Raw genomic sequence first — 24,516 nt, 5'->3', positions numbered from 1 at the left:
GACAAGAAAGGAAGGGTAATGACAACAGATATCCAAGCTCCGGTATTCCCCGAATCCGTTGCGGAAGGCACGATCGCAACCTGGCACAAGAAACCCGGCGACCAGTGTGAGCGGGATGAGCTGATCGTCGATATCGAGACCGACAAAGTGGTGCTCGAGGTCGTGGCGCCGGGTGACGGCGTCATCAAGGAAGTCATCAAGGATGAGGGTGACACCGTTGAAAGCGGCGAAGTCATCGGTCGATTTGCTGAAGGCGAAGCCGGAGCCGCGGGCGGTGGTGAAGCGAAGGAAGAGGCCCAGGCAGACAGTGGGGGCTCGGAAGGCGGTGCGGACGCCAAGGCCTCGGAGCCCGCGCCCTCCGAAGAGGGTGGCGCCAGTGGCGAGGAGCCGTTGGTGAGCCCGGCAGCGCGCAAGCTGGCCGAGGAGCAAGGGATCGACCTGGCGAAGGTTGAGGCCACCGGCAAGGGCGGTCGTGTCCTGAAGGAAGACGTTCAGCGCGCCGCCGAACAGAAAGGAGCGGAGCAGCCCGCCTCAAGCCCAGCCAGCGGTGGTTCCGAAAGCCGTTCCGCAGCGCCCCAGGCCCCGGCCGGCAGCATGCCGGAAGGCGAGCGTCCGCAGAAGCGGGTGCCGATGACGCGCATGCGTTCCAGCATCGCCAAGCGGCTGGTGGAGGTCCAGCAGACGACCGCCATGCTCACCACCTTCAATGAGGTGAACATGCAGCCGATCATGGACATTCGCCAGCAGTACAAGGATACCTTTGAGAAGCGTCATGGCGTGAAGCTCGGCTTCATGGGCTTCTTCGTGAAAGCGGCGGTGGAAGCGCTCAAGCGTTTCCCGGCCGTGAATGCCTCGATTGATGGCAACGAGATCGTCTATCACGGCTTCCAGGACGTTGGTATCGCCGTTTCCACTGAAAGGGGGCTGGTGGTGCCGGTGCTGCGTGATGCGGATGCACTGTCCGTGGCCGACGTGGAGCAGGGCATTAACGAATTCGGCCAGAAAGCGCGGGATGGCAAGCTCACCATGGAGGAGATGACCGGTGGTACCTTCTCCATCACCAATGGCGGGATTTTCGGCTCCCTGCTCTCCACGCCGATCCTGAACCCGCCGCAGACAGCGATCCTTGGCATGCACAAGATCCAGGAACGCCCCATGGCCGTCAATGGCGAGGTCAAGGTGTTGCCGATGATGTATCTGGCGCTGTCCTACGACCATCGTATGATTGACGGCAAAGAAGCTGTGCAGTTTCTTGTGACGATCAAGGAACTGCTCGAGGATCCGGCGCGGATTCTTCTGGACGTCTGACAACGAATCACTGACAAGCAGGAAACATTATGTCCCAAGACTATGACGTCATCGTTATCGGCTCCGGCCCCGGCGGCTATGTCGCCGCCATTCGCGCCGGGCAACAGGGAATGAGCGTCGCCTGTGTCGAAAGCTGGAAGGACGACAAGGGCGATCAGGTGCTGGGCGGCACCTGCCTTAACGTGGGCTGTATTCCGTCCAAGTCACTGCTCGAGACCTCCCATAAGTTTGAGGAGGCCAAACACGACTTCGAGAAACAGGGCCTCAAGGTCAAGGACATCGATGTCGATATCGAGCAGATGATGAAGAACAAGAACGAGATCGTCGGTAATCTAACCGGCGGTATCGCGGGACTGTTCAAGTCCAATGGGGTTACGTCCATCCACGGCTGGGGCCGGGTGCTCAACAGCAAACAGGTGGAGGTAACCGATCCCGAGGGCAACAAGAGCACTTACGGGGCCAAGAACATCATCATCGCCACCGGTTCCCGCCCGATCGAGATCCCGCCGGCTCCGATGAAGGAAGACAGGATTGTCGATAGCGAAGGGGCTCTGGAGTTTGACGAGGTGCCCAAGCGCGTTGGCGTGATCGGTGCGGGCGTGATTGGCCTTGAGCTGGGCAGCGTGTGGAATCGGCTCGGGTCCGAGGTCACCATGCTGGAAGCTCAGGATACCTTCCTGGCTGGCGTGGACCAGGCCATTGCCAAGGATGCCCAGAAGAGCTTCAAGAAACAGGGTCTGGATATCCGTCTCAAGTGCCGCGTGACCAAGACCGAGGTGAAGGACGACCTGGTTCACGTGACCTATGAGGACGGTGAAGGCAATCAGGACCAGATCCAGTGCGACAAGCTCATCGTTGCCGTGGGCCGGACACCGAACACGGAAAAGCTGTTTTCCTCCGATTCGGGCGTGGATCTGGACGAGCGTGGTTTCGTGGCCGTGGACGACGAGTGCCAGACCAATGTGCCCGGTATCTACGCCATTGGTGATGTTGTGCGCGGTCCGATGCTCGCGCATAAGGCCTCGGAGGAGGGCATCATGGTGGTGGACCGCATCGCCGGCTATGCCACCGAGGTCAATTATGACTGCATTCCCAACGTGATCTACACCCACCCTGAGCTCGCCTGGGTCGGCAAGACCGAGGAAGAGCTCAAGGCCGAGGGTGAGCCCTACAAGGTCGGCGCCTTCCCGTTTGCGGCGAATGGCCGGGCCATGGCCGCGAATGCAACCGAAGGCCAGGTTCGCATCCTCGCTCATGAGGAGACCGACCGGATACTGGGTATGCACGTTGTGGGGCCGCAGGCCTCGGAGATCATCGCCCAGGGCGTGATCGCAATGGAGTTCGGCTCCAGTGCCGAGGACCTGGCCCTGACCTGCTTTGCGCATCCGACGCTGTCCGAATCCGTCCATGAGGCGGCACTGGGTGTGGACGGCATGGCGATTCACAAGGCGAACCGGCGCCGGAAGAAGTAACCGGCGCAACCTCCAACACAACAGGTTATGATCTATGAATCTGCACGAGTATCAGAGCAAACAGCTCTTTGGGGAGTACGGCCTGCCCGTCTCCGAGGGCGTGGCCTGTGCCACCGCGGATGAAGCGGTGGCTGCTGCCGACAAGATCGGTGGCGAGGGCTGGGTCGTTAAGGCCCAGGTGCACGCTGGTGGCCGGGGTAAGGCTGGCGGCGTGAAGCTGGCCAAATCGAAGGATGAGATCCGGGCCTTTGCCGATCAGTGGCTGGGTGAGCGTCTGGTCACCTTCCAGACGGATGACAAGGGGCAGCCGGTTAACCGGATCCTTGTTGAGTCCCTGACCGACATCAATCAGGAACTCTATCTGGGCGCGGTCGTGGATCGCGGTTCCCGTCGGGTGGTTTTCATGGCCTCCACCGAAGGCGGTGTCGAGATTGAGAAGGTGGCCGAGGAAACGCCGGAAAAGATCCTCAAGGCCACCGTGGATCCGCTGGTTGGGGCACAGCCCTATCAGGCGCGTGAACTGGCGTTCGGCCTGGGCCTTCAGGGCGACCAGATCAAGCAGTTCACCAAGATTTTCCTGGGGCTGGCTAAGCTTTTTGAGGACAAGGACCTGGCACTGATTGAGATCAACCCGTTGGTGATCACCGACCAGGGGAATCTTCACTGCCTGGATGCCAAGGTGGGCGCGGACGATAACGCGCTGTACCGCCAGAAGCAGCTGGCGGAGATGCGTGACCTCTCCCAGGAAGATGAGCGTGAGGCGCACGCGGCCGAGTGGGACCTGAACTACGTCGCGCTGGACGGCAACATCGGCTGTATGGTCAATGGCGCCGGTCTGGCCATGGGTACGATGGACATCATCAAGCACCATGGCGGCCAGCCGGCCAACTTCCTGGATGTTGGCGGTGGCGCGACCAAGGAGCGCGTTGCCGAGGCGTTCAAGATCATCCTCTCCGATGACACCGTCAAGGCCGTTCTGGTCAACATCTTTGGTGGCATCGTGCGGTGCGACATGATTGCTGAAGGCATCATGGGCGCCGTCGAAGAAGTGGGTGTGACCGTTCCCGTTGTCGTCCGTCTTGAAGGCAATAATGCCGAGAATGGCCGCCAGAAGCTGGCGGACAGCGGCCTGAACATCATTGCGGCCAGCAGCCTCAGTCAGGCCGCTGAAAAAGTTGTCGCCGCAGCCGGAGGTGAAGCATGAGTGTACTGGTGAACAAGGAAACACGCGTCATTTGCCAGGGCTTCACCGGGGCCCAGGGGACCTTCCACAGTGAGCAGGCGCTGGAATACGGTACCAACCTTGTTGGCGGCGTCAGCCCGGGCAAGGGCGGTACTGAGCACATGGGGCTTCCCGTGTTCAACACTGTGCGAGAGGCGGTCCAGGAGACCGGCGCGACCGCGTCCGTGATCTACGTGCCCGCACCCTTCTGCAAGGACGCGGTGGTTGAGGCGGCGGATGCTGGCATTGAGCTGGTGGTCTGCATCACCGAGGGCATCCCGACGCTGGATATGCTCTATGTGAAGGAATACGTGGACCGCAAGGGCGTTCGCATGATCGGCCCGAACTGCCCTGGCGTGATCACACCCGAGCAGTCCAAGATCGGCATCATGCCCGGCTACATTCACAAGCCCGGCAAGGTCGGTATCATTTCCCGCTCCGGTACGTTGACGTACGAAGCCGTTAAGCAGACCACGGACTATGGGTTCGGCCAGTCCACCTGTGTGGGCATTGGTGGCGACCCCATTCCGGGCTCGAATTTCATCGATATGCTTGAGCTGTTCGAGAAGGATCCGGAAACCGAGGCCATTGTCATGATCGGCGAGATCGGTGGTACGGCCGAGGAAGAGGCTGCTGCTTACATCAAGGAGAACGTGAGTAAGCCGGTGGTTTCCTACATCGCGGGTGTGACGGCACCGCCCGGCAAGCGGATGGGTCATGCCGGCGCCATCATCGCCGGTGGCAAGGGCACGGCGGACGAGAAGTTCGGCGCGCTCCAGGATGCGGGCGTGCAGACGGTGCGCAGCCTGGCCGACATCGGCAAGGCCATCAAAGAGGCCACAGGCTGGTAACAGCGCCGGATTATGCCTCAACGGAAAGCCGACCCTCGGGTCGGCTTTTTTCGTTGATTAACCCATGCTTGTTTCGTGCGTATAATCAGGCCAGACCCTGAACCAATGAGGAGACCGGATTGACTTCCGTTGAACCCCAGCAACGCATCCTTTCAGGGATGCGGCCCACAGGCCGGCTTCATCTGGGCCACTATCACGGTGTACTGGCCAATTGGGCCCAGCTCCAGCACGAGTACGAATGTTTCTTCTTCGTGGCGGACTGGCACGCGCTGACCACCATGTACGAAGACCCTTTCTCTATTGAGGAGAGCATCTGGGACATGGTGATCGACTGGCTGGCGGCGGGGGTCAATCCCGGCTCTTCGACCCTGTTCATCCAGTCCCATGTACCCGAGCACGCGGAGCTGCACCTGCTGCTGTCCATGATCACCCCGCTGGGGTGGCTGGAACGCGTGCCCAGCTTCAAGGACCAACAGGAAAAGCTGAAAGAAAAGGATCTGGCCACTTACGGCTTCCTTGGGTATCCGTTGCTCCAGAGCGCGGATATCCTGATGTATCGCGCCGGTCTGGTGCCAGTCGGGGCCGACCAGGTCTCGCACGTCGAGATTACCCGCGAGGTGGCAAGGCGCTTCAACCATCTTTACGGTCGCGACCCCGGCTTTGAGGAACAGGCGGAAGCGGCCATCGCCAAGATGGGCAAGAAGAACGCCAAGCTGTATCGCAGCCTGCGCCGGCGTTTCCTTGAGCAGGGGGATGAAGAGGCGCTGGAAACGGCGCGGGCCCTTCTCAAGGAGCAGCAGAACATTTCCATCGGCGACCGCGAGCGCCTTTACGGCTACATTGAGGGCGGCGGCAAGGTGATCCTCCCTGAGCCCCAGGAACTGCTGACGCCCGAGGCGCGCCTGCCGGGAACCGACGGGCAGAAGATGTCCAAGTCGTATGGCAATACCATCTTCATGCGGGAAGAGCCGGACTCGGTCAGCCAGAAGATCCGTACCATGCAGACGGACCCGGCGCGGGTACGGCGCAGCGACGCCGGGGATCCCGAGAAATGCCCGGTTTGGGACCTGCACCGGATCTACTCGGATAACAGTACCCAGGAATGGGTCTGGAACGGTTGCCGTAATGCCGGTATTGGCTGCCTGGACTGCAAGAAGCCGCTGGAAGAGAAGGTGATCGAAGAACAGAAAGCGTTCCGGGAACGGGGGCGTGAATACGAGAACAATCCGGACCTGGTGCGTTCGATTCTGGATGAAGGCCGTGAGCAGGCACGTGATGCCGCCCGGGATACGCTTCATGAGGTTCGGCGTGTCATGGGGCTGGAATACCGCCGATGACCACGGAAGCGGCAACCGGCTCCTCCGTAGCTGCGGCCGATCCCGAGCGTGAAGCGCTGGCCCTGGTTGCTGGAGAGCCGGTTCGCGATCTGCCCCAGGATCTGTACATCCCTCCGGATGCCCTGGAGGTGTTCCTCGATGCGTTCGAGGGGCCCCTGGATCTGCTGCTTTACCTGATCCGGAGGCAGAATATGGACATCCTGGATGTGGATGTCAGCGCCATTACCGACCAGTACATTGACTACATTGCCCTCATGGAGGCGATGCGTTTTGAGCTGGCGGCGGAGTACCTGGTCATGGCGGCAACCCTGGCCGAGATCAAGTCCCGCATGCTGCTGCCGCGCCAGGCCGAGGAAGCGGAAGAAGAGCCTGACCCCAGGGCCGAACTCATTCAGCGCCTTCAGGAATACGAACGCTACAAGATGGCGGCTGAGGAAATTGATGCGCTGCCACGGCGTGACAGGGACTTCCATCTTGCCGGGGCTGAGCCGCCTGCCATGCCCGAACGCCAGCAGCATCCGGACGTCAGCCTGCGTGAGATGCTGCTGGCCCTGAGGGAAGTGCTGGAGCGCGCGGATCTGTACGAACACCATCAGGTCGAGCGTGAACAGCTTTCCACGCGGGAGCGGATGTCCGGCGTTCTGGAGCAGTTATCCGGGGAGAATTTCGTGCGCTTCGAGACGCTGTTTTCGCCTCAGGAAGGACGGTTGGGTGTCGTCGTGACCTTTATTGCCACCCTTGAGCTGATCCGTGAGCAGCTCGTGGAGGTGGTTCAGGCCGAGCCCCTGGCGCCGCTTCATATCCGGGCAAGAGGGAGCGCATGATGGACGGGGAGAGCATCGACCAGGTTCAGCGCATTGTGGAAGGTGCCCTCATGGCAGCCAATAAACCACTGACTCTGGACCAGTTGCAGTCGCTGTTCGATGAGCAGGAGCGGCCGACGCGCACGGTGATGGAGCATGTGATTTCGCGCATTGAGGAGGCATGCGAGGGCCGTGGCTTTGAGCTGAAGAAGGTGGCTTCCGGCTGGCGCTTTCAGGTGTGTGAATCGCTCTCTCCCTGGGTGAGTCGGCTGTGGGACGAGAAACCCCAGCGTTATTCTCGCGCCCTGCTGGAAACGCTGGCGCTGATTGCGTACCGTCAGCCCGTTACCCGGGGCGAAATCGAGGAGGTGCGGGGCGTATCGGTCAACACCAATATCATCCGGACGCTTCTGGACCGGGAATGGATCCGGGTCGTGGGCCAGCGGGATGTGCCGGGGCGCCCCTCAATGTACGCTACAACCAGGCAGTTCCTGGACTATTTCAACCTGCGGTCGCTGGAGGAGCTGCCCAGCCTGGCGGAGGTTCGCGACCTTGAAACCATCAGCCGCGAGGTTGAGGATCGGCTGCAGGAAGAACTGGCACTGGATGAATCCACGAGCAATACGCATGACGATACGGAGACGAATGAATGAGTGAATCCGGTCAAAACCCGAGCGAGGCCGGCGAGCGTCTCCAGAAACTGTTGGCGCGCGCCGGCCTTGGATCAAGGCGCGCCATTGAGGGCTGGATCAGTGACGGCCGTATACAGATTAATGGGGAGGTAGCGCAGCTGGGTGCCCGTGCTACGACCCAGGATGATATCCGGATTGATGGACGCAGCGTGGATCTGGGCGCAGCGGCGAGTCCTACCCGGCGCGTCATCATCTATAACAAGCCTGAGGGCGAGGTCACAACGCGGGATGACCCGGAAGGACGCCCAACGGTTTTTGAACGGTTGCCGCAGCTGACCGGCGAGCGCTGGATTGCTGTGGGACGGCTTGATATTTCCACCAGCGGTCTCCTGCTGTTCACGACAGACGGTGAGCTGGCCAATCGCCTGATGCACCCCTCCTGGCAGGTCGATCGGGAATACGCGGTGCGTATTTTCGGTGAAGTGGACGATGCCATGGCGGAGCGTTTGACCAACGGCGTTGCCCTTGAGGATGGTGAGGCCCGGTTTACGGATCTGATCTATTGGGGAGGGTCAGGTCATAACCATTGGTACTACGTGGCCATCATGGAAGGGCGCAACCGTGAGGTGCGGCGCCTTTGGGAGTCTCAGGGCGTTCAGGTGTCACGTCTCAAGCGTGTACGTCATGGCCCTATTTTTCTGCCCAGTCGCCTGAGTACGGGCCGGTGGGAAGAGCTGGGGCAGGCCGACGTGGATACGCTCAGCGAATCCGTGGGCCTGGAGTCGGTTCCCGTGAAGCCGCCGACCCCGCCGGAGAAGCATCGGCTGCGCCGACTCAAGCGCAAGAGACCGTCCAAGGCAGCGGACAGTAAGCCCTCCAAACCCGCTGAAAAGGGCCGCGGAGGGACAAAGGGCCGGCGTGACAAGAGGCGCAACGCTAAACGCTGACCGCGTTGCTAACCCCCTCGGTTGCACCATCCGCAATACGGACCCTGTCGCGGCCACTGTTCTTGGCGGCGTACAGGGCGGTGTCGGCTGCCTGCAACAGCTCATCCATGCTTTCCTCACCTTCGCGGATGGCGGCAATCCCGATGGAGACCGTGAGCGACAGGGTCCGTTCGTCGTACTGCAGTGGTGTTTCCCGGAAGGCGAGCCGCAACCGTTCCGCAACCCGCTGGGCTGCCTCCTGGCCTGTGTGGGGAAGAACAACCGCAAACTCTTCACCCCCGTAACGGAAGCCGTGGTCACAGGATCGGATCTGGGTCTGGATCCGTTCGCCGACCACTTTCAGGATGGCGTCGCCGGCCGCGTGGCCCAGGGAATCGTTGATCTGCTTGAAATGGTCGAGGTCCATCAACAGGACACTCAGCGGCTGGCCATAGCGGCGGGCCTGCTCTATATGATTGGCCAGCGTCTCATCCAGGGCCCGGCGATTCCCCATACCCGTTAACCCGTCGGTCATGGCCGATTCCAGAGCTTCCTGATAGCGCCATGCGTTACGCAGGGGCTGGATGAGCACACCAATCGCCTGCTCAACGATCATCAGCTCATCTTCCCGGAAGCGTTCACGGCGGTCCAGGCGGAGAGAGCCCAGTTCCTGGCCGCGCAAGGTCAGGTTATAGCAGCAGTGATGGGGGCCACCAGAGCCCAGAAGGTAGCCAAAGTCACCGCCACTGCGTGAACGCCGGTAAGCCAGTGCCGAAAAGGGGACAACCTGGTTCAATTCCTCGGCAAAGATATCCAGCATTGCATTAAGGTCCAGCGTCTGGTGCAGGCGACTGCAGAGAACGGCAAGCCGGTTGTTGTTATCCTTCCATTCATCAATGATCCGCACGTTCTCGGCGGCATCCCTGGCCTGTTTCAGGTCGATGGGGTTGGCATTGCCGGTTACCTTTTTCATGCCTTACTCCGGTTTCGGAATTGCTGTTAGGCATCGCCAAGCGAAAACCGTGCCGGTTCTCAAGAAGCCTTTAATGCCAGTAAGATAGGCGTGGATGGCAAAAAAAGTGCCTTCTGCAAGAAACTGGGCGGCAAAAAAATGACAGGGCGGGAACCGCGTGTCCTATTGTCAGGCTGTTGTGGTATGATCCGGCGCTTCAGGCAGGGAACGATAGGGCCCACTATGCAATTCCAGGCGCCGGAAAGTCTCTCCGAACAGATCGCCCAGCATCTGGGGCGCCAGATCATCACGGGTGAACTGCGCCCCGGTGAGCGCATCCAGGAGCTCAAGGTGGCCGGCAGTCTGGATGTCAGCCGCGGCTCGGTGCGCGAAGCGCTGTTGATTCTGGAGCGGCGTCACCTGATCCGCATCTACCCGCGCAAGGGGGCAGTGGTCTCCGGCATGACGCCTGAGCTCGTGAACAGCCTGTACGACATCTATCTGAACCTGCTGGAAATGCTGGCGGACCGGTTTATGGCCCGGCGTACCGAGGCGGATGAGCAACCACTGTTGCAAGCGATCCGCCAGCTGTGCCGGAGTCTCGGAGGTGATCAGGCGAGTGTGGCGGAAGTGATCGACGGGGGAATGGAGGCCATGCGCCAGTGCTATCCCGTGGTGGCCAATCCCTATCTGGAGGAGACCCTGGAAAATTTCCGTCCCGCCATCAGTCGTACCTATTATCTGGTCCTGGCCAACGATCCTGGGGAGATGCAGATCTCGAAGACCTTTTTTGAGCGCATCGTGGCGCGTATTGAGGCGAATGATCATCAGGGTGTGACCGATAGCATCCGGCGTTTCGGGGAACATCAGCGAGAGGTCGCGCTTCAGGCGCTGGCCCGGGATGAATCGCTTACCGTCGAACCCGCCACCTGAGCCGGTCGCCCATGCGTCTGAAGTCCATCAAGCTCGCCGGTTTCAAGTCCTTTGTTGAACCCACCACGGTGCCTTTCCCTTCCAACATGACGGCTGTGGTGGGGCCCAACGGCTGCGGTAAGTCAAACATCATCGATGCCGTGCGCTGGGTCATGGGGGAGAGCTCCGCCAAGTACCTGCGGGGCGAGGCCATGAGCGATGTCATCTTCAATGGCTCCACCAGTCGCAAGCCTGTGGGGCAGGCATCGATTGAGCTGGTGTTCGACAACAGCGACGGCACTGCGCCGGGCGAATACGGCCGCTTCAACGAGATATCCGTCAAGCGCCGCGTCACCCGGGAAGGCCAATCCGACTATTTCATGAATGGCGCCAAGTGCCGCCGGCGCGACATCACGGACCTGTTCCTCGGTACCGGATTGGGGCCGCGCAGCTACGCAATCATTGAACAGGGGATGATCTCACGCCTGATTGAGGCCAAACCTGAGGAATTACGGCATTACATCGAGGAAGCGGCCGGGATCTCGCGCTACAAGGAGCGCCGTCGCGAGACCGAGAACCGGATGCGCCGCACGCAGGAGAACATCGACCGGCTGACTGATCTCAGGGACGAGCTCGACCGCCAGCTCCAGCACCTGGAGAAGCAGGCAGAAGCTGCGGAGAAATACCGTGCCCTGAAACAGGAGGAGCGCCAGAAGCAGGCCGAGCTGGCGGCCCTGCGCTGGCAGGAACTGGACCAGTCATTGCAGGGGCACCGCCAGGCAATCAGTGAGGCGGAAACCGAACTGGAGAAGTTCGTCACGGAACGCACCTCACTGGAAACCGAACTGGAATCCCTGCGACAGGACCATAGTGACCGCAGTGAACGTTTCAATCAGGCCCAGGGCCGCTACTACGAGGCCGGAGCCGAGATTGCCCGCGTTGAGCAGAACCTTGAGAACCAGAAGCGCAATGCGCGCCAGGCTGGCGAGGACCTGGAGCAGGCCCTGGCCAGTCGCAAGGAAGTGTCCCGGGAGCTGGAACAGGATCAGGAGCGTCTGGACAAGGTCTCCGAGGAATTGGCCAGTGTTGAGCCCGAGCTGGAAACCGCCAGTGCCCAGGCAGAGGAATACGGGGAACGCCTTGCCGAGGCGGAGAGCCGGATGCAGGACTGGCAGCAGCGATGGGAGGACTTCAGCCAGCGTTCGGCCGACGACCGCCAGCAGGCGGAAGTAGGGCAGCAACGGATCAAGGCCAGCGAGGACGCGCTGCTCAAGCTCCGTGAGCGCCGCCAGCGCCTGGAGGAAGAGCGGGCCAGTCTGGATCACGATGATCGCTCCGGCGAGGAAGCCACCCTGGCGAGCGAGCGGGAGGAACAGCATGCCCGTGTGGAAGAGGCCCGGGAACGGGTGGAGACCCTGAGCGAACAGCTGGAGCGTGACCGGGAGGCGATCGAGCATCTGGAGCCGGAACTCAACGAGAAGCGTGGCCGTCTTCAGACGTTGAACGGCCGGTTGGCGTCTGAACAGGCCCTGCTGGAAGGCCAGCTCGGCGACAGTGATGAACGCCGCCGGGAATGGATTGGTCAGCAGGGGTGGGACAAGGTCCAGCGGCTGGCTCAGGATCTGGATGTGGCGCAAGGCTGGGAAAAGGCGGTAGAAGCCGTGCTCGGCCCGCTCGCCCAGGCCCTGGTCCTGGCACCAGGCGACTATGACGGCGCTACCCTGGCAGAGGCCCCGTCAGGGCTGAGCATCGTGCATCGAGGCGACACGGGTGAGGATGCCGAGCCGGGAACGCTGTTGTCGAAGGTCGGGCAGGGCGGCAGTGTGGCTGGCTGGCTGGCCCAGGCCTGGTGTGCGGGGGATCGGGCGGAGGCCCTTGAGCGGCGTGGTGCCTTGGCGGATGGCGAATCACTGGTCACTCCTGAAGGGGTGTGGGTTGGCCGCGAGTGGTTGCGCCTGCCCGATGAAGGCGATGATGAGACGGGGGTGATCGAGCGCCAGAAGCGCATCCAGGCTTTGGAGGAGGAATCCGGGGCCCTGCAGGATGAGGTGACGGAGGGGGAAGAGCGGCTTCAGGAGCTGCGTGGCTCGCGCGACGAAACCGAGAGTGCGCTGGAAGAGGCGCGAGCCGGGCTCAACGAGGCAAGGGAATCGCTTGCCAGTACAGAGTCCCGGCTTGAGGCGTTTCGTGCCCGCATGGAGCAGGTCCGCGAACGGGCCCGCCGGATCAGCGACGATCTTGCGGATCTGGATGCCCAGGAAGCGGACGAGAACGAGCGCCTGGAAGAGGCCCGGGCCAGCTGGCAGGAAGCCATGGACCGGATGAACGAGAATGCGGACTGGAAGGAATCGCTGCTCAGCGAACGTGACGATCTGAGGGCAAAGCTCGACGATGAGCGCCAGCAGGCCCGCCAGGCCCGCGACCACCATCATCAGCTTCAACTCCAGGTGCAGGACCTGAAAAACCGCCAGGAGGCTCTTGAACAGACCCTGGAGCGCATGAAGAGCCAGCAGGGCCGGCTGGACGAACGCATCGAGATCCAGCGCGAGACCCGGGAAAACGCGGAGGCACCCATCCAGGACCTGGAAATGGAGTTGGAAGGGCTCCTGGAGCGCCGCGTGGCAGAGGAAGAGACACTCAACGAGGCCCGGGAAGCGCTGGACGCCATTGACGAAAAGGTCCGCGAGCGTGAACAGCGCCGCAGCCAGGTGGAGCAGGATGTCCAGCAGGCGCGTGAAAAACTTGAGAAGTTGCGCATGGACACCCAGGCCATTGAGCTTCAGGCTCGCCAGTATCTGGAGCAGCTGGAGGAATTGGAAGTCAGCCTGGAGTCTGTTCAGGCCGAGCTCCCGGAAACGGCCACGGCCGAGGCCTGGCAGCAGGAGCTGACCCGCATTGGCAATCGCATTCAGCGCCTGGGAGCCATTAACCTGGCGGCGATTGATGAGTACCGGGTGGCGAATGAACGCAAGACCTATCTGGACGAACAGGATCGGGATCTGCAGGAGGCGCTGGAATCACTGGAGTCCGCCATCCGCAAGATTGATCGCGAAACCCGCACCCGTTTCCGTGAGACGTTCGATGCCATCAACCAGGGGCTCCAGAATCTGTTTCCCCGGGTTTTTGGTGGTGGCAGCGCGCATCTGGAAATGACAGGGGATGACCTTCTGGAAACCGGGGTTGCCATCATGGCCCGGCCTCCAGGCAAGAAGAACACCACCATTCACCTGCTGTCCGGCGGTGAGAAGGCGCTGACCGCCATTGCACTGGTGTTTTCCATCTTCCAGCTCAATCCGGCCCCCTTCTGTATGCTGGATGAAGTGGACGCGCCGCTGGATGACGCCAATGTCGGGCGCTATGCAAGGATGGTGAAAGAGATGAGCGAACAGGTGCAGTTCATCTACATCACGCATAACAAGGTCACCATGGAGCTTTCCAATCAGCTCATGGGAGTGACCATGCACGAACCCGGGGTATCGCGCCTGGTATCCGTGGACGTTGAAGAGGCTGCCGTACTGGCGGACAGCTGATGAATAAGCCGCAATGCGCCGGCATTGTCTTGACCGGGGTCATTGCCTAAAGTGGCAGGCAAGCGGGCGCACCGGGATGCGTCCGGGGCAACCCTTGAGGACAGATAGAGGATCATGAGTCTCAGAGAATGGCTGATCATTGTCGGGGCGCTGCTGATTATCGGCATCGTTGTTGACGGATTGCGCCGGATGCGCAGGGCCCGCCGTGAGTCGCTGGAAATGCAGCGCGCCATGGGTGGCGACGGCATTGGCCAGAGTCCCGTTGACGAGCCCTATAATCCGGAGTTGCCCACTGGTGGTGCCCGTCCCGTTGGTGGTGCTGGCGGGGGCGACGCGAACCAGGGGGCGGCTGCCGGGCGGAATACGGTGGCTGAAGCGGGGCCGACTCCGGAGCCGGGACCAAGCGCTGACGCAGCGCCCCCGAATGGCGAAAGCGAGGAGGTACCGACCGTCACGGCTTCGGCACCGGAAGTCGATGATGAACCGCTTTCAGCCGGGGATGACGATGGGATCGTGGGGCCGGCGCGCGCCCGCGATGAAAGCACGGGGGCGGGCGAGAAGGCCGCTGAGGCCGGCGCGGTAGCGGGCGAAGCGGCCAGCCGGATCAGTGCGGGGGCCCGTGAGATATGGAATCGCATCCGCGATAGCGCTGGTGGCGAGGACGGTGAGGCCAGCACCGGTGCCCAAACGGGGGGTAGCGGTGAGGTGGAGAATCCGGACCCAGCCCAGGCAGCGCCGGAGCAACCACCGATGGCCGGGGCGAACCGGCCGGAAGCCGAGGAAGTGATCGTGATCCATGCCCACTGCCGTGATGGCGAGCATTATACCGGCAGCACCATTCGCCGCATCCTGGAAGCCTGCGGCATGGAATACGGGGACCTCGGCATCTATCATCGCCATGAAGAGTCGGATACCCGCACACCGGTCCAGTTCAGTGTCGCCAGCGCCGTATCACCCGGCACGCTTAAGCCGGAGGAAATTGAAAGCCTGGAGACGCCGGGGCTGAGCTTTTTTATGAGCCTGCCCGGGCCCAGCCAGCCGGTACAGGCCTTTGATTTCATGCTGGAGACGGCCAATACCGTCGTGCGCAACCTGGGTGGGGAGCTGCGCGACGAGCACCGCAGTGTGATGACCAGCCAGACGATTGAGCACTGTCGCCAGAGGATCCGTGAGTTCGAGCGCAAGCGCCGTTCCCCGGCCAGAACCTGAGAGGATTGCCCCCCTGTGAGTCGGGAAAAGACCCCTGAACAGCGTATTGAGACCCTGCGTCGGGAAATTGACCACCACAATTACCGTTATTATGCCCTGGATGATCCCGAGGTCTCGGATGAGCATTACGACCGGCTTCTGAGGGAACTGCAGGAGCTTGAGGCACAGTACCCGGAACTGATAACCCCGGAATCGCCGACCCAGCGTGTTGGGGTGGCCCCCGACTCCCTGTTCGAGGAGGCGCCCCACGAAACCCCCATGCTGTCGCTGGACAACGCCTTCGACGAGGCTGAGCTCCGGGATTTTGACCGCCGGGTCCGGGAGCGCCTGGGGCAGGAAGCGCCAGTGGACTATGCCTGTGAACCCAAGCTTGATGGGCTGGCGGTGAGCCTTCTGTACCGCAATGGGGTGCTTCACCGCGCCGCTACCCGGGGTGACGGCTACACCGGAGAAGATATCACGGCCAACATCCGTACCATCCGGGCCATTCCATTACAGCTCTATGGTGATGACTATCCGGCGGCCTTTGAGGTTCGCGGGGAGGCGTATATGCCGCTGGACGGGTTTGAGCGCTTGAACCAGGGATTGGCGGAGGAAGGCGAGAAACCCTTTGTGAACCCGCGTAACGCCGCTGCCGGCAGCCTTCGGAATAAGGATCCGCGGGTGCCGGCGCGCCGGCCGCTGTCCTTCTGCGCCTACAGCGTTGCCGTTCCCGACGAGGCCGGCCTCCCGGCCCGCCACTACGAACAGTTGCTTAAGCTACGGGACTGGGGGTTCCGGATTGATCCGGAAGTCCGGCTTGTGACCGGGATCGAGGACTGCATTGCCTATTACCGCAGGATGCTGGAGAAGCGCGAGTCGCTGAACTACGAGATCGACGGTGTGGTCTACAAAGTCAATGATCTGGCGCTGCAGGCACGCCTCGGCTACGTTTCGCGGGCCCCACGCTGGGCGGTGGCAACCAAGTTTCCCGCTCATGAGGTCATGACCCGGGTGCACGAGGTGGGCTTCCAGGTGGGGCGTACCGGGGCCATCACGCCCGTAGCCCGGCTGGATCCTGTGTTTGTTGGGGGGGTTACTGTCAGTAATACCACCCTTCACAACATGGATGAGATCGAGCGTCTGGGGCTGCGCGAAGGGGACTGGGTGATGGTCCGCCGGGCTGGCGATGTGATTCCGCAGGTTGTCCGGGTTCTCACTGAGAGGCGCCCCGAGGACACGCGGTCGATCCAACTCCCGGAGGCTTGCCCTGAGTGCGGGTCCGCCATCGAGCAGCCTGAGGACGAAGCCGTGGCCCGCTGCACGGGCGGCTTGTTCTGTCCGGCTCAGCGCAAGGAAGCCATTCGCCACTATGCCTCGCGTCGCGCGCTGGACATTGAGGGACTGGGTGAGCAGTGGGTGAACGTGCTGGTGGACGAGGGGCTGATCGAGACAGTCGCCGACCTCTATCATCTGAGGGTGAAAGACCTGACCCGGCTCGAACGCATGGGCGACAAGTCAGCCTCCAACCTGGTGAACGCCATTGCCGCGAGCCGTGAACCGGATCTTGACAGGCTGATCTACGCCCTGGGAATCCGTGAGGTGGGGGAGGCCACGGCACGGGCGCTTGCCCGGCACTTCGGCGACCTGGATGCGCTGATGGAAGCGGATGAGGAGCAGCTTCAGGAAATCGAGGATGTGGGACCGGTGGTGGCAGGTCATATCCGCAGTTTCTTCGCGGAGCCCCACAACCGTGACATCATACAGCGCCTTAGGGACGCTGGCGTAACCTACCGCGCCCCGGAGCGGGCAACCGATTCGAGTTCCCCGTTCGCTGGCACCACTGTGGTGGTGACCGGAGCCCTGGATCACTATTCCCGGGATCAGGCCCGCGCGGCGCTGGAAGCGCGCGGTGCCAAGGTGGCAGGCAGTGTCTCCAGCAATACCGACTACGTTGTGGCGGGCGAGGGCGGCGGCTCCAAGCTCAGCAAAGCCCGCCAGCAAGGGATCTCCATTCTGGATGAAGCGGCCTTCCTGGAGTGGCTCGGCGAAGCGTGACTGTGTCACAGAATCGTCTGCCGCCCCGTGATTCTGAGAACCAGTACGGATCCGCCCCATGGCGGATCCCCTACCATGGGTGACGTTTGCAAACCCTGGCCTTGACGCTGAACCAGCAGAGGATCGGGAGCGGTCCCGACCCGGGAGAATGTCATCCGTGAGTGTTAGCGCTATCGCTGTTCCAGCACGTTGTGCCGTTGAGGCGCTCTGTATCGTCTTGCCACTGCTTCTGATCGGTTGCGGTGATACGAGTCAATCCCCAGAGAATCCAGACATTATCGGGGTTCCGCCTAATGTTGCCTATCTCGGAGTGGATTACAGTTACAACTTTGGCGCTTTAGGTGGCGATAACCTTCTCAACTACTCATTGGTCAACAACCCCTCCTGGATGGCTCTGGAGGCCACGACCAACAATGCCCGCAAGGGCATTGTTTTACGGGGGGTCCCCGGCATCACCGGTGGCCGCAGAGGGGAGGATGACCTGGGGGAAAACGCCAATATCCGCATCACCACCAATGACGGAAAACTCATCGGTGACAGCGAGTTCAGCGTTGAGGTACGCCACAACCCACTGGAAATCTCGGACGCCACCATTACGGAAGGTGAAGCGTACGAGCCCGATGTTGAAAAGGACTCAGAGCAAGTGTGCGATATCCCGGCTATGGATGTGGCGCCAGAGGCTGCAGTGGAACACCGGAAACTGGTGGTGGGCCGTGATGCGACCTATGAGTCAGCGAGTCGAACCTATACCAGTCGCCGTGCCCTCATCCGGGTGGATCTGGGAGAGCCATCGGTAGAACCGGTCTCGGTCCGCTTCCGGATCCAGGGTCAGGAGGAGTGTGAGCAGGGTGAGGAATTGCCCTGTGAGTATGAAGAGGGTAACCAGGGCCGGGCCCTCTATGGCGAGGACCTTGTCCTTGATGGTAACGCTCACCAGGGGTCGGGGTTCCCGGAGCCTCCAGACTATGTTGAGTACATCAGCGAAGACGAAAACGGGGCCACTGGCCTGCTCAATTTTGAAGCGGGTCAGACCACCTGTTTTATTCCGGTCTGGGTTCATGACGATAATCTGGCCGAGGACTCCGAGTTCTTCGACGTGGAGCTGGAGCGGGTTACAGAGGGCATTGCGAGTGTTGAGAACAACGGCGCGGTATCCAGCCGAAGCGTGACGATTGAGGATGACACACCCACGGCCAGTTTCGAACACGAGCAGGTGGTGCTCAGTGAGGGGAGTCGTCGGGAAGTGACCGCCACACTGAGCCGGCCCAACGATACAGGCAAGCCTCTTTATACGGCGGTTGAAGTTGCAGAGGTTGACGATGAGACCGCCTGGCAGGCGGAACTGTGTTCCGATGACAGTGGCAGCGACTGCGTGACCGTCGATGAGAATAACAATAACGCCTCATTGACGCTGACGTTTGACAAGGGTGCCGAAGCAACGGATTTCTATGTGAAAGCCCAGACGGAATCGGATGCGCCCCTCAGGGAAGAGCTGGTGCGGAAACTGCAGTTTGTCTCTGACTTCCAGTACGGTCGGGAATTTGCAGCTGTCACTACTGACAGTACCGTGGACGCCACGATCAATGAATGGACAAGCGATACCGATCTGAGTGCGCTTGGCTTTACGGTTCAGAGCCTGGTGCCCGGTGAGCTTGGCGAAGTGTATGTGGCTGGCGCCGATGGAGCGAGCGCCATCGGTCTCCATAGCATCAACCGGCTTGGATCCATGGATACAGCTGATGATGATGCGGTGGCGCTTGGAGCGGTCAATGGCAATGCAGATTGGCCTTCATTAGCCAGCGAAGGGCGTGTGAGGCTGGCGTTCGCAGGCGAGAACCCAGGGACGGCGAGTGCGCCACAGGTGACCCGTTACCTGGGCCTTGCCTATCCGGTGACTTCTGAGAAAGGCAGAGCGCAACTTCTGGGGTCGACTGTTGCCACTCAAGACGATGATAACGGTAACAGAGTTATTGTTCGTTCTGGATCGGGAGAGACGGGGGACGCTCTCTGGGGGATGGCCCTGGCAGATGGAAAATGGGCGCAGCGCGCCCTGGCGGTGGACCAGGAAGGGTCTCTTTACGCAGGGGGATTGGGTAATAGCTCAGTGCGCTTGACGAGCATCGATACCGGGGAGGACAGCGATGGCAACCCGGTCGCGGAGCAGGCCTGGTCCGAGAGTCTTGAAGCAACGACTCCCTCCCTCAAAGGCCTGTTCACCTCCGGCGTAGCGGGCGTTACCACCATCGGCGATGACGGGGGAGCCGTGGACCCGGGAACCAATGTGGGGGGGCAGGATTTCTATTTGTTCACCCGCAACACAGGTGACGGATCCGTGAACCAGCGAGTCCAGTTCGGTACTGAGGGCGACGACAGAGTTGCTTTAGCGGGAGCTGGCGGTAGTCGTTTCTGGTTGGCGGGGAATGAAAGTGGCCCCTACAGCATCAATGACTCCGATGGTTTTGACCCCTCTGAAGGGGCCAATGATGCCCCCTTTCTGATTGCCGTTGATAGTGCAGGTACCGCGCGGGCAACATTCCCGTCGGCTGAGGGGAATGAATCCATTAGCAGTATTCAGGCACTGAGTGTGTCTGGCGACGACGTCTTTATCGCGGGGAAGCAGGAAGATGCCACTGTGTACCTGATGGGCTTACGGTATGACAACGATGACCAGGACAGCGATGATGACACTAGGATCACCAAGCGCTGGCAGGTGTCCGTTGACGGAGCGAATTCGGTGCTCGATATGGCCCCTTTCAAGGACGATAAGCTGTTCGTTGTGTTTGAAGCTGATTCGGGAGCGCAGGTTCTGAGACCCTACGACCAGCGTGGCAAGCGGCTTACGCAATAACCAGTGCTGGGCTCATATGGTGGTGTCAAGATGATGGCCGTCTGCATACAGACGCAGGAAGTCGGTACTGGTGATGATTCCCGCCGGTCGGTTCTCATGGTTGATCACCAAGGCGGCACTGAGCTCGTGGCTGAGCATCTGCTGCGCCAGGTGATGGGCGTCGGTCTCTGGGGTTACCGTGATGAATGACGGCAACTCACATCCAGACAGTGGCGTGGTCGCCTCGGTGCCACTCCGGATGAGCCGGAGCAGCCAGGTTTCGTTGATCAATCCCGCCACTTCCCCAGCGTCTGTGAGCACAACCAGATGATGAACCAGGTGCTGGGTCATGGCATCAAGCGCCTGGTGAACGGCTGCCTGTGCACTGATGGAATGCAGCGCAGGGGATGCCAGCTTGCTGGATGGCAGATAGGGGGACTCGGCGTCGCCCTCACCACCGGATTCCTCCTGATATTCGCGTAACGCTCTCCGGACCTGGGTTCCTTCCTGGAATCGCGCAGGCTCCTCGGGCTGCTCTGTGTTGGAGGCCATTCGCCGTATGGCAGTGGTTTCGTCCGCTCGTTCCACGCGCCTGGCCCTCAGTGCCTCGGGCAGCCGGGTGCCAACAGGGCGACCGGGTTCCGCAATATGAATGGCCATGAGCATCTCTCCACTGATCCATTACCAAGGTTATCGGCAGCGTCCCGCGACTTTCAAGGAGATGGCGTTAACCTTTATGGAAGCGCTCAGGTGTGAGCCGTTGCGACAGCTCGGGCGCGAGTGGCGAGGGCTTGGCCTGGATCATCGTCGTCAGGTGTTCCGCGATCAGGGGCGCGTACATCAGTCCCTTGCCGCCCAGGCCAGCGACAATGTAATGGTCTTTGAGCGCACCGGCCACAGGCATGTGGTCTGGTGTGGTGCTCCTGAAACCGACCCAGTGTCCGGCGTTCTCCGCCCCCTCAAGCTGTTGCGCCAACGCGGGAAGCCAGCGGGCCAGGTTGTTGAGGTTGTCACGGTCGCTGTTGAAGTCAGGGCTGGCATTGTCGGAATCCCGGTCGAAGGTTGCGCCAACGCAAACGCGACCTTCATAAGGCGGCAAAGCGTAGCCGGCACCGCTGACCGCCACTGCTGGGCCAGGGCCGGTGCAGGGAAAGGTGGTGAGCTGGCCGCGGATACGTCCCAGGGGCAGCTCAGGGGCCCAAGCGGGCGCCCGGGCCCCGGCTGCGATGATCAGTGTTTGGGCTTCCAGGCGCTCGCCCTCCGGAAGGGGTAATTGCCAGCCCTGCGCGGAGGCCTGAATCCGGTCTGGCTCAACCTGCAGGTGGTGTGTCTCTATCAAGGGATGGGTGAGTGCGGCCTGGCGCAGGGCGTCCACCCGCATATGGCCCCCGCCCGGGAACCAAAGGCCTGAAGCGGTAACTTCAAGGCCGCAGATCTCGCACGCCTCGCGGGCCGTGACAGGCTCCAGGAAAGCCGGGTCCCAGTGGTTGCGGGCCAGAAGCTTGTCCTGTCGCTCTTGTTCACGTTCGCTCCAGGCCAGGGCCAGTGTCCCTGTTGGGAACCAGAAGTTGATGTCCGGGTGCTCACCCTGAAGGCGACTGTAGAACCTGGAAGCGGCCCCAAAAGCCTGGTGGGCAAAACGGGTCTCCGGGTTGTAGTCCACCGCTGGCTTCATATAGAGCGCCCCCCGTCGTTCCTGATTAAGCGGGGAAGGTAGGGTGGGGTCCATTATGGCTACTTTTATGCCCGCTTCTGCCAGCAGTCGTGCTGTCAGGCTGCCAGCGACCCCGGCACCGACGATGATCACACCCGGTGACGGAGGGATTGCATCAGAATGCGTCATTTGACGATCCGTTACCTTTCACAAAGTTTACTTTCTGTACAAATCCTTCAGTGCGAGCCACTATAATCCTGAGTACACGGATTGCAAAATGAAAGGTGATCTCCATGGCAACGCCCAGCTCCCAGCAACTTGAGAAAAGCCGCCTTGGTCGGCTTGTGGTCAACCGTGGCTACATCACCGATGCACAGCTCCAACAGGCGCTTGAGGAACAAAGGGTTTCCGGTGAGCGGTTGGGTGTGGTGCTGGTGCGAGCCGGCTGGATCACGGAGCGTGAGCTGGAGCGTACGCTCAAGCATCAGAAGCGGTACCGGTATGCGGCCGCACTGACGGCGATTGTTGTTACGCCATTGCAGCCAATGGCTGCGCTTGCCTCCCCCGCGCCGGCGCTGCCGAATGCCTCCGTGCAGACCAGCGGTCAGCAGCTGCGATCCGCTTCAAGCGGTATCCAGCCCTTGAACGAGGGTGAAATGGGGGGCGTCGTAGCTCAGGGTCGGGAGGCCTTTTCTGGCAACGCCATGGACCTCGGCCAGACACCCGCGACGGAGGAAGACGCGGAAGACCAGGCGCTTGAGGCACTGGAATTCACCGCTCGCACCTTCGTTCCGGCCATGAACTTCCTGGATGCGGATGTCACTGTCTCGGGCGTGGAATTCGGTCCGGAAGGCTCCGGGTTTAGCGTGAGTGGCGATGGCGATGTCAGTCTGCCCATGCCGGAGCGCATCCGGGAGATCCGGATGGAGCGTATTCGGGTGGATGGCGCCGCTGACGCGCGCTCCATGGGCAATCTTACCATGACAAACATCCGGTTTGCCCCGGACTCCAGCCTTACGATCCGGACCCGCTGATCCGCTCAAGCGCTGGCGAAGACGTGGCTGTGGGTAAGGCTTTGGGCTTCGCCAGTGCTGCCGTAAAGCGACTGTTGCTGATCGGCACCGCGGATGATGTCCGAGATGCGTGAGAGGCGCCGCTGCAGATGCCCGAGAATACGGCCGTTCACCTCATTGCGGTGCTGGCATTCGCCGAGCCGTTGCTGCGCCTCTTCCCAGCGTTTCATCAGGGTTGATTGCGCGCCGGCCTGGTTGCGGAGGAAGTCGCTTATTGCCTGACCGCTGTCGGGACGATACCCAAGCTGAGCGAGAACACGGATCTTCTGCTTTGCCCGGTCTCTAAGCGCATCAAGCAGTTCATTTTTCTCGCTGGTCGCCTGTTCCAGCTGCGCCATCTCGTTGCCCGCCAGGGCCTGGTGCTCCTGTTCCAGCACCTCTGCCAGCCGGTTGAGGTTGGCTTCATCTTTTCTCAGAAGCTGATCCAGCGTATCGAACGTTGTCTTGTGGTCCGTCATGGCGTTTTACCCGAAGATGCTGTCATCTACCTCTTGCATTTTCTGGGCCAGTTTTTCAGCGTCAATCGAGTAGGACCCATCCTCCAGTGCTTCGCGGATACGTGCCACCTTGGCGTCATCCACCTCCGGCTGTTCCTGGAGCGTCTGTTCGGCTGCCTTGATATTGCGCGCATCGGGGCTCAGGTCCACGCGCGTACTGTCGTGTGTCTGTGAGCCGCCTTCTGCCGGCTGCTGTGGCGCTGTCTTACCCTGGGCGTCATCCCGCTGACGCAGGGTTTGCTTCTGGGTGTTGAGGGCATTGTTGTTGGCCCCATTGAAGTCAATTGCCATGGCTCACCCCGTCCGGATCTGGTCTCTCTTTGAATTGTAACGGCAGCATTGCCGCTGACTTTAGCCTTGCGCGCAAATTTTTTCATCATCAGGCAGGTCCCTGCCGCCTTCCGGCAGCAAGCTGCCGCCCTTGCTCAGTCAATGGCCACATGACCGGGCTTCGTGATCCGGCCGCGTACGCGGCGCCCCGAGTTCTCGTTGGTTACGGGGATCTGTTCGCCCACATGGCCGCTGCGCTGTGCCTCGCCGCGCGTCGTTATTGAGAAGACCTCGGTGCCCGCTGAGATGACGACGCGATCCCCGCGTTCCACGGCCAGTGGTTGTTCCAGCATGCGGGGCGTAATGGTCGTTCCCGCGCGGATGGTGCGTTTGGCCTGCATACCGATCATATGTTCCGGGTCGCGGAAGCCGCCCCGTCGTTGTTCATTGATGACAACCGGGCTTGAGCGCAGCATGTCGGATGTCAGGCGTTCCCCCCGTCCAATGGGGCGGTCGGCGACCCACCCCTCCACCTGAATACGAACGGTGGCGTTCAGAAAAATACGCCAGGGCCGATTGCCTTCACAGCTCACAAGGAGGGTGGCACGCGTTGAGCGTTCCGGATTGCCAGCGAACTCAACGTCCAGCGGCTGCGGGCATTGGCTCAGGGAAAGGCGTTTGTCCACGCTGCCGATTTCGAATTCAACGCTACGCTCCTTGTCCGACTGTTTTTGTGAAAAGGACTCAAGGAAGTGTTTGGCTGCCTCGTTGATACGCTCCGCGGTGTTCCCCGCGGGTTGGGATGCAATGACGATGCCGGGGAACAGCATTACGCTGAGCAGAAGAATCCGGAAAGTCGACATTGGATTGGCATTGTCGGTGCGCATAGCCGTAAAAATGTCCTATCCTTTCGGGTACCAGTGCCGCGTACCAAGGGATCCGGTGCGGCGCAATCCAAACCGGCAGCTACCGGGAGTTTTTTGGCGCTCTGGGTAAAGAGTGCA

At 61.2% G+C, this 24,516-nt stretch carries 20 protein-coding genes; 14 read left to right on the top strand and 6 right to left on the bottom strand.

Annotation, left to right across the window (positions count from 1 at the left end):
- Positions 1 to 18: 18 nt before the first annotated feature.
- The 8 genes from odhB to rluB all read left to right on the top strand — a co-directional run bounded on the left by odhB (position 19) and on the right by rluB (position 8,572).
- Positions 19 to 1,308: a 2-oxoglutarate dehydrogenase complex dihydrolipoyllysine-residue succinyltransferase gene (gene odhB, locus AC1RQI_RS05800; protein WP_416634661.1), complete on the top strand. Its 1,290-nt coding sequence runs from the start codon at positions 19 to 21 to the stop codon at positions 1,306 to 1,308.
- 29 nt (positions 1,309 to 1,337) lie between these two features.
- Positions 1,338 to 2,780 (top strand): dihydrolipoyl dehydrogenase, encoded by a 1,443-nt coding sequence (gene lpdA, locus AC1RQI_RS05795; protein WP_481904018.1) that lies wholly within the window; start codon positions 1,338 to 1,340, stop codon positions 2,778 to 2,780.
- A gap of 34 nt (positions 2,781 to 2,814) precedes the next feature.
- Positions 2,815 to 3,984, top strand: a complete 1,170-nt coding sequence (gene sucC, locus AC1RQI_RS05790) for an ADP-forming succinate--CoA ligase subunit beta (protein ID WP_416634659.1) — start codon at positions 2,815 to 2,817, stop codon at positions 3,982 to 3,984.
- Positions 3,981 to 4,853 (top strand): succinate--CoA ligase subunit alpha, encoded by an 873-nt coding sequence (gene sucD / locus AC1RQI_RS05785; protein ID WP_416634658.1) that lies wholly within the window; start codon positions 3,981 to 3,983, stop codon positions 4,851 to 4,853. Before sucC ends, sucD begins: the two co-directional genes overlap by 4 nt.
- Positions 4,854 to 4,972: 119 nt before the next feature.
- Positions 4,973 to 6,190, top strand: coding sequence for a tryptophan--tRNA ligase (locus AC1RQI_RS05780; protein ID WP_416634657.1), 1,218 nt, complete (start codon positions 4,973 to 4,975; stop codon positions 6,188 to 6,190).
- A complete protein-coding gene (locus AC1RQI_RS05775; protein WP_481904017.1) occupies positions 6,187 to 7,014 on the top strand; it encodes a segregation and condensation protein A in 828 nt (275 codons plus the stop codon). Before AC1RQI_RS05780 ends, AC1RQI_RS05775 begins: the two co-directional genes overlap by 4 nt.
- On the top strand, positions 7,011 to 7,646 hold the full coding sequence (scpB, locus tag AC1RQI_RS05770; RefSeq protein WP_481904016.1) for an SMC-Scp complex subunit ScpB: 636 nt from the start codon (positions 7,011 to 7,013) through the stop codon (positions 7,644 to 7,646). Before AC1RQI_RS05775 ends, scpB begins: the two co-directional genes overlap by 4 nt.
- Positions 7,643 to 8,572, top strand: a complete 930-nt coding sequence (rluB, locus tag AC1RQI_RS05765; RefSeq protein WP_481904015.1) for a 23S rRNA pseudouridine(2605) synthase RluB — start codon at positions 7,643 to 7,645, stop codon at positions 8,570 to 8,572. Before scpB ends, rluB begins: the two co-directional genes overlap by 4 nt.
- Here rluB and AC1RQI_RS05760 read toward each other — a convergent pair.
- Complete coding sequence (locus AC1RQI_RS05760; protein ID WP_481904014.1) at positions 8,562 to 9,524, bottom strand: GGDEF domain-containing protein; 963 nt, start codon at positions 9,522 to 9,524, stop codon at positions 8,562 to 8,564. The genes rluB and AC1RQI_RS05760 overlap by 11 nt on opposite strands.
- Positions 9,525 to 9,746: 222 nt before the next feature.
- Here AC1RQI_RS05760 and AC1RQI_RS05755 point away from each other — a divergent pair, with 222 nt between their 5' ends.
- From AC1RQI_RS05755 to AC1RQI_RS05735, 5 genes are all read left to right on the top strand, one after another.
- Entirely contained in the window at positions 9,747 to 10,436 is a 690-nt protein-coding gene (locus tag AC1RQI_RS05755) for a GntR family transcriptional regulator (RefSeq protein WP_416634652.1), read from the top strand.
- 11 nt (positions 10,437 to 10,447) lie between these two features.
- Positions 10,448 to 13,945, top strand: a complete 3,498-nt coding sequence (gene smc, locus AC1RQI_RS05750; RefSeq protein WP_481904013.1) for a chromosome segregation protein SMC — start codon at positions 10,448 to 10,450, stop codon at positions 13,943 to 13,945.
- Between the two features lie 114 nt (positions 13,946 to 14,059).
- Positions 14,060 to 15,154 carry a cell division protein ZipA gene (gene zipA, locus AC1RQI_RS05745; protein ID WP_481904012.1) on the top strand — a complete coding sequence of 365 codons (1,095 nt, stop codon included), beginning with the start codon at positions 14,060 to 14,062 and terminating at the stop codon, positions 15,152 to 15,154.
- Between the two features lie 15 nt (positions 15,155 to 15,169).
- Positions 15,170 to 17,191: an NAD-dependent DNA ligase LigA gene (gene ligA, locus AC1RQI_RS05740; RefSeq protein WP_481904011.1), complete on the top strand. Its 2,022-nt coding sequence runs from the start codon at positions 15,170 to 15,172 to the stop codon at positions 17,189 to 17,191.
- 157 nt (positions 17,192 to 17,348) lie between these two features.
- A complete protein-coding gene (locus AC1RQI_RS05735; protein ID WP_481904010.1) occupies positions 17,349 to 20,039 on the top strand; it encodes a hypothetical protein in 2,691 nt (896 codons plus the stop codon).
- 12 nt (positions 20,040 to 20,051) lie between these two features.
- On the opposite strand, the gene AC1RQI_RS05730 is transcribed toward AC1RQI_RS05735, so the two are convergent.
- Positions 20,052 to 20,678: a CBS domain-containing protein gene (locus AC1RQI_RS05730; RefSeq protein WP_481904009.1), complete on the bottom strand. Its 627-nt coding sequence runs from the start codon at positions 20,676 to 20,678 to the stop codon at positions 20,052 to 20,054.
- Between the two features lie 67 nt (positions 20,679 to 20,745).
- The gene (mnmC1, locus tag AC1RQI_RS05725) at positions 20,746 to 21,861 is read right to left on the bottom strand and encodes an FAD-dependent 5-carboxymethylaminomethyl-2-thiouridine(34) oxidoreductase MnmC1 (RefSeq protein ID WP_481904008.1); all 1,116 of its coding nucleotides are present in this window, start codon (positions 21,859 to 21,861) and stop codon (positions 20,746 to 20,748) included.
- Positions 21,862 to 21,965: 104 nt separating this feature from the next.
- Between mnmC1 and AC1RQI_RS05720 the strand changes: the two genes are divergently transcribed.
- Positions 21,966 to 22,706, top strand: coding sequence for a cyclic di-GMP-binding domain-containing protein, MshE-related (locus AC1RQI_RS05720; protein ID WP_481904007.1), 741 nt, complete (start codon positions 21,966 to 21,968; stop codon positions 22,704 to 22,706).
- Positions 22,707 to 22,711: 5 nt separating this feature from the next.
- On the opposite strand, the gene AC1RQI_RS05715 is transcribed toward AC1RQI_RS05720, so the two are convergent.
- The 3 genes from AC1RQI_RS05715 to flgA all read right to left on the bottom strand — a co-directional run bounded on the left by AC1RQI_RS05715 (position 22,712) and on the right by flgA (position 24,342).
- Positions 22,712 to 23,203: a flagella synthesis protein FlgN gene (locus tag AC1RQI_RS05715; RefSeq protein WP_481904006.1), complete on the bottom strand. Its 492-nt coding sequence runs from the start codon at positions 23,201 to 23,203 to the stop codon at positions 22,712 to 22,714.
- 6 nt (positions 23,204 to 23,209) lie between these two features.
- A complete protein-coding gene (gene flgM / locus AC1RQI_RS05710; protein ID WP_416634643.1) occupies positions 23,210 to 23,533 on the bottom strand; it encodes a flagellar biosynthesis anti-sigma factor FlgM in 324 nt (107 codons plus the stop codon).
- 134 nt (positions 23,534 to 23,667) lie between these two features.
- The gene (flgA, locus tag AC1RQI_RS05705; RefSeq protein ID WP_481904051.1) at positions 23,668 to 24,342 is read right to left on the bottom strand and encodes a flagellar basal body P-ring formation chaperone FlgA; all 675 of its coding nucleotides are present in this window, start codon (positions 24,340 to 24,342) and stop codon (positions 23,668 to 23,670) included.
- Positions 24,343 to 24,516 lie beyond the last annotated feature (174 nt).

The organism is Salicola sp. AFF1, assembly GCF_056783195.1.
This window is presented reverse-complemented; position numbering and strand designations above follow the sequence as displayed.

Excerpts from the sequence above, each read along its gene's own strand:
- odhB (WP_416634661.1), top strand. The coding sequence starts at position 19 with ATGACAACAGATATCCAAGCTCCGGTATTCCCCGAATCCGTTGCGGAA.
- lpdA (WP_481904018.1), top strand. The coding sequence starts at position 1,338 with ATGTCCCAAGACTATGACGTCATCGTTATCGGCTCCGGCCCCGGCGGC.
- sucC (WP_416634659.1), top strand. The coding sequence starts at position 2,815 with ATGAATCTGCACGAGTATCAGAGCAAACAGCTCTTTGGGGAGTACGGC.
- sucD (WP_416634658.1), top strand. The coding sequence starts at position 3,981 with ATGAGTGTACTGGTGAACAAGGAAACACGCGTCATTTGCCAGGGCTTC.
- AC1RQI_RS05775 (WP_481904017.1), top strand. The coding sequence starts at position 6,187 with ATGACCACGGAAGCGGCAACCGGCTCCTCCGTAGCTGCGGCCGATCCC.
- scpB (WP_481904016.1), top strand. The coding sequence starts at position 7,011 with ATGATGGACGGGGAGAGCATCGACCAGGTTCAGCGCATTGTGGAAGGT.
- rluB (WP_481904015.1), top strand. The coding sequence starts at position 7,643 with ATGAGTGAATCCGGTCAAAACCCGAGCGAGGCCGGCGAGCGTCTCCAG.
- AC1RQI_RS05760 (WP_481904014.1), bottom strand. The coding sequence starts at position 9,524 with ATGAAAAAGGTAACCGGCAATGCCAACCCCATCGACCTGAAACAGGCC.
- AC1RQI_RS05755 (WP_416634652.1), top strand. The coding sequence starts at position 9,747 with ATGCAATTCCAGGCGCCGGAAAGTCTCTCCGAACAGATCGCCCAGCAT.
- smc (WP_481904013.1), top strand. The coding sequence starts at position 10,448 with ATGCGTCTGAAGTCCATCAAGCTCGCCGGTTTCAAGTCCTTTGTTGAA.
- zipA (WP_481904012.1), top strand. The coding sequence starts at position 14,060 with ATGAGTCTCAGAGAATGGCTGATCATTGTCGGGGCGCTGCTGATTATC.
- AC1RQI_RS05730 (WP_481904009.1), bottom strand. The coding sequence starts at position 20,678 with ATGGCCATTCATATTGCGGAACCCGGTCGCCCTGTTGGCACCCGGCTG.
- mnmC1 (WP_481904008.1), bottom strand. The coding sequence starts at position 21,861 with ATGACGCATTCTGATGCAATCCCTCCGTCACCGGGTGTGATCATCGTC.
- AC1RQI_RS05720 (WP_481904007.1), top strand. The coding sequence starts at position 21,966 with ATGGCAACGCCCAGCTCCCAGCAACTTGAGAAAAGCCGCCTTGGTCGG.
- AC1RQI_RS05715 (WP_481904006.1), bottom strand. The coding sequence starts at position 23,203 with ATGACGGACCACAAGACAACGTTCGATACGCTGGATCAGCTTCTGAGA.
- flgM (WP_416634643.1), bottom strand. The coding sequence starts at position 23,533 with ATGGCAATTGACTTCAATGGGGCCAACAACAATGCCCTCAACACCCAG.
- flgA (WP_481904051.1), bottom strand. The coding sequence starts at position 24,342 with ATGCTGTTCCCCGGCATCGTCATTGCATCCCAACCCGCGGGGAACACC.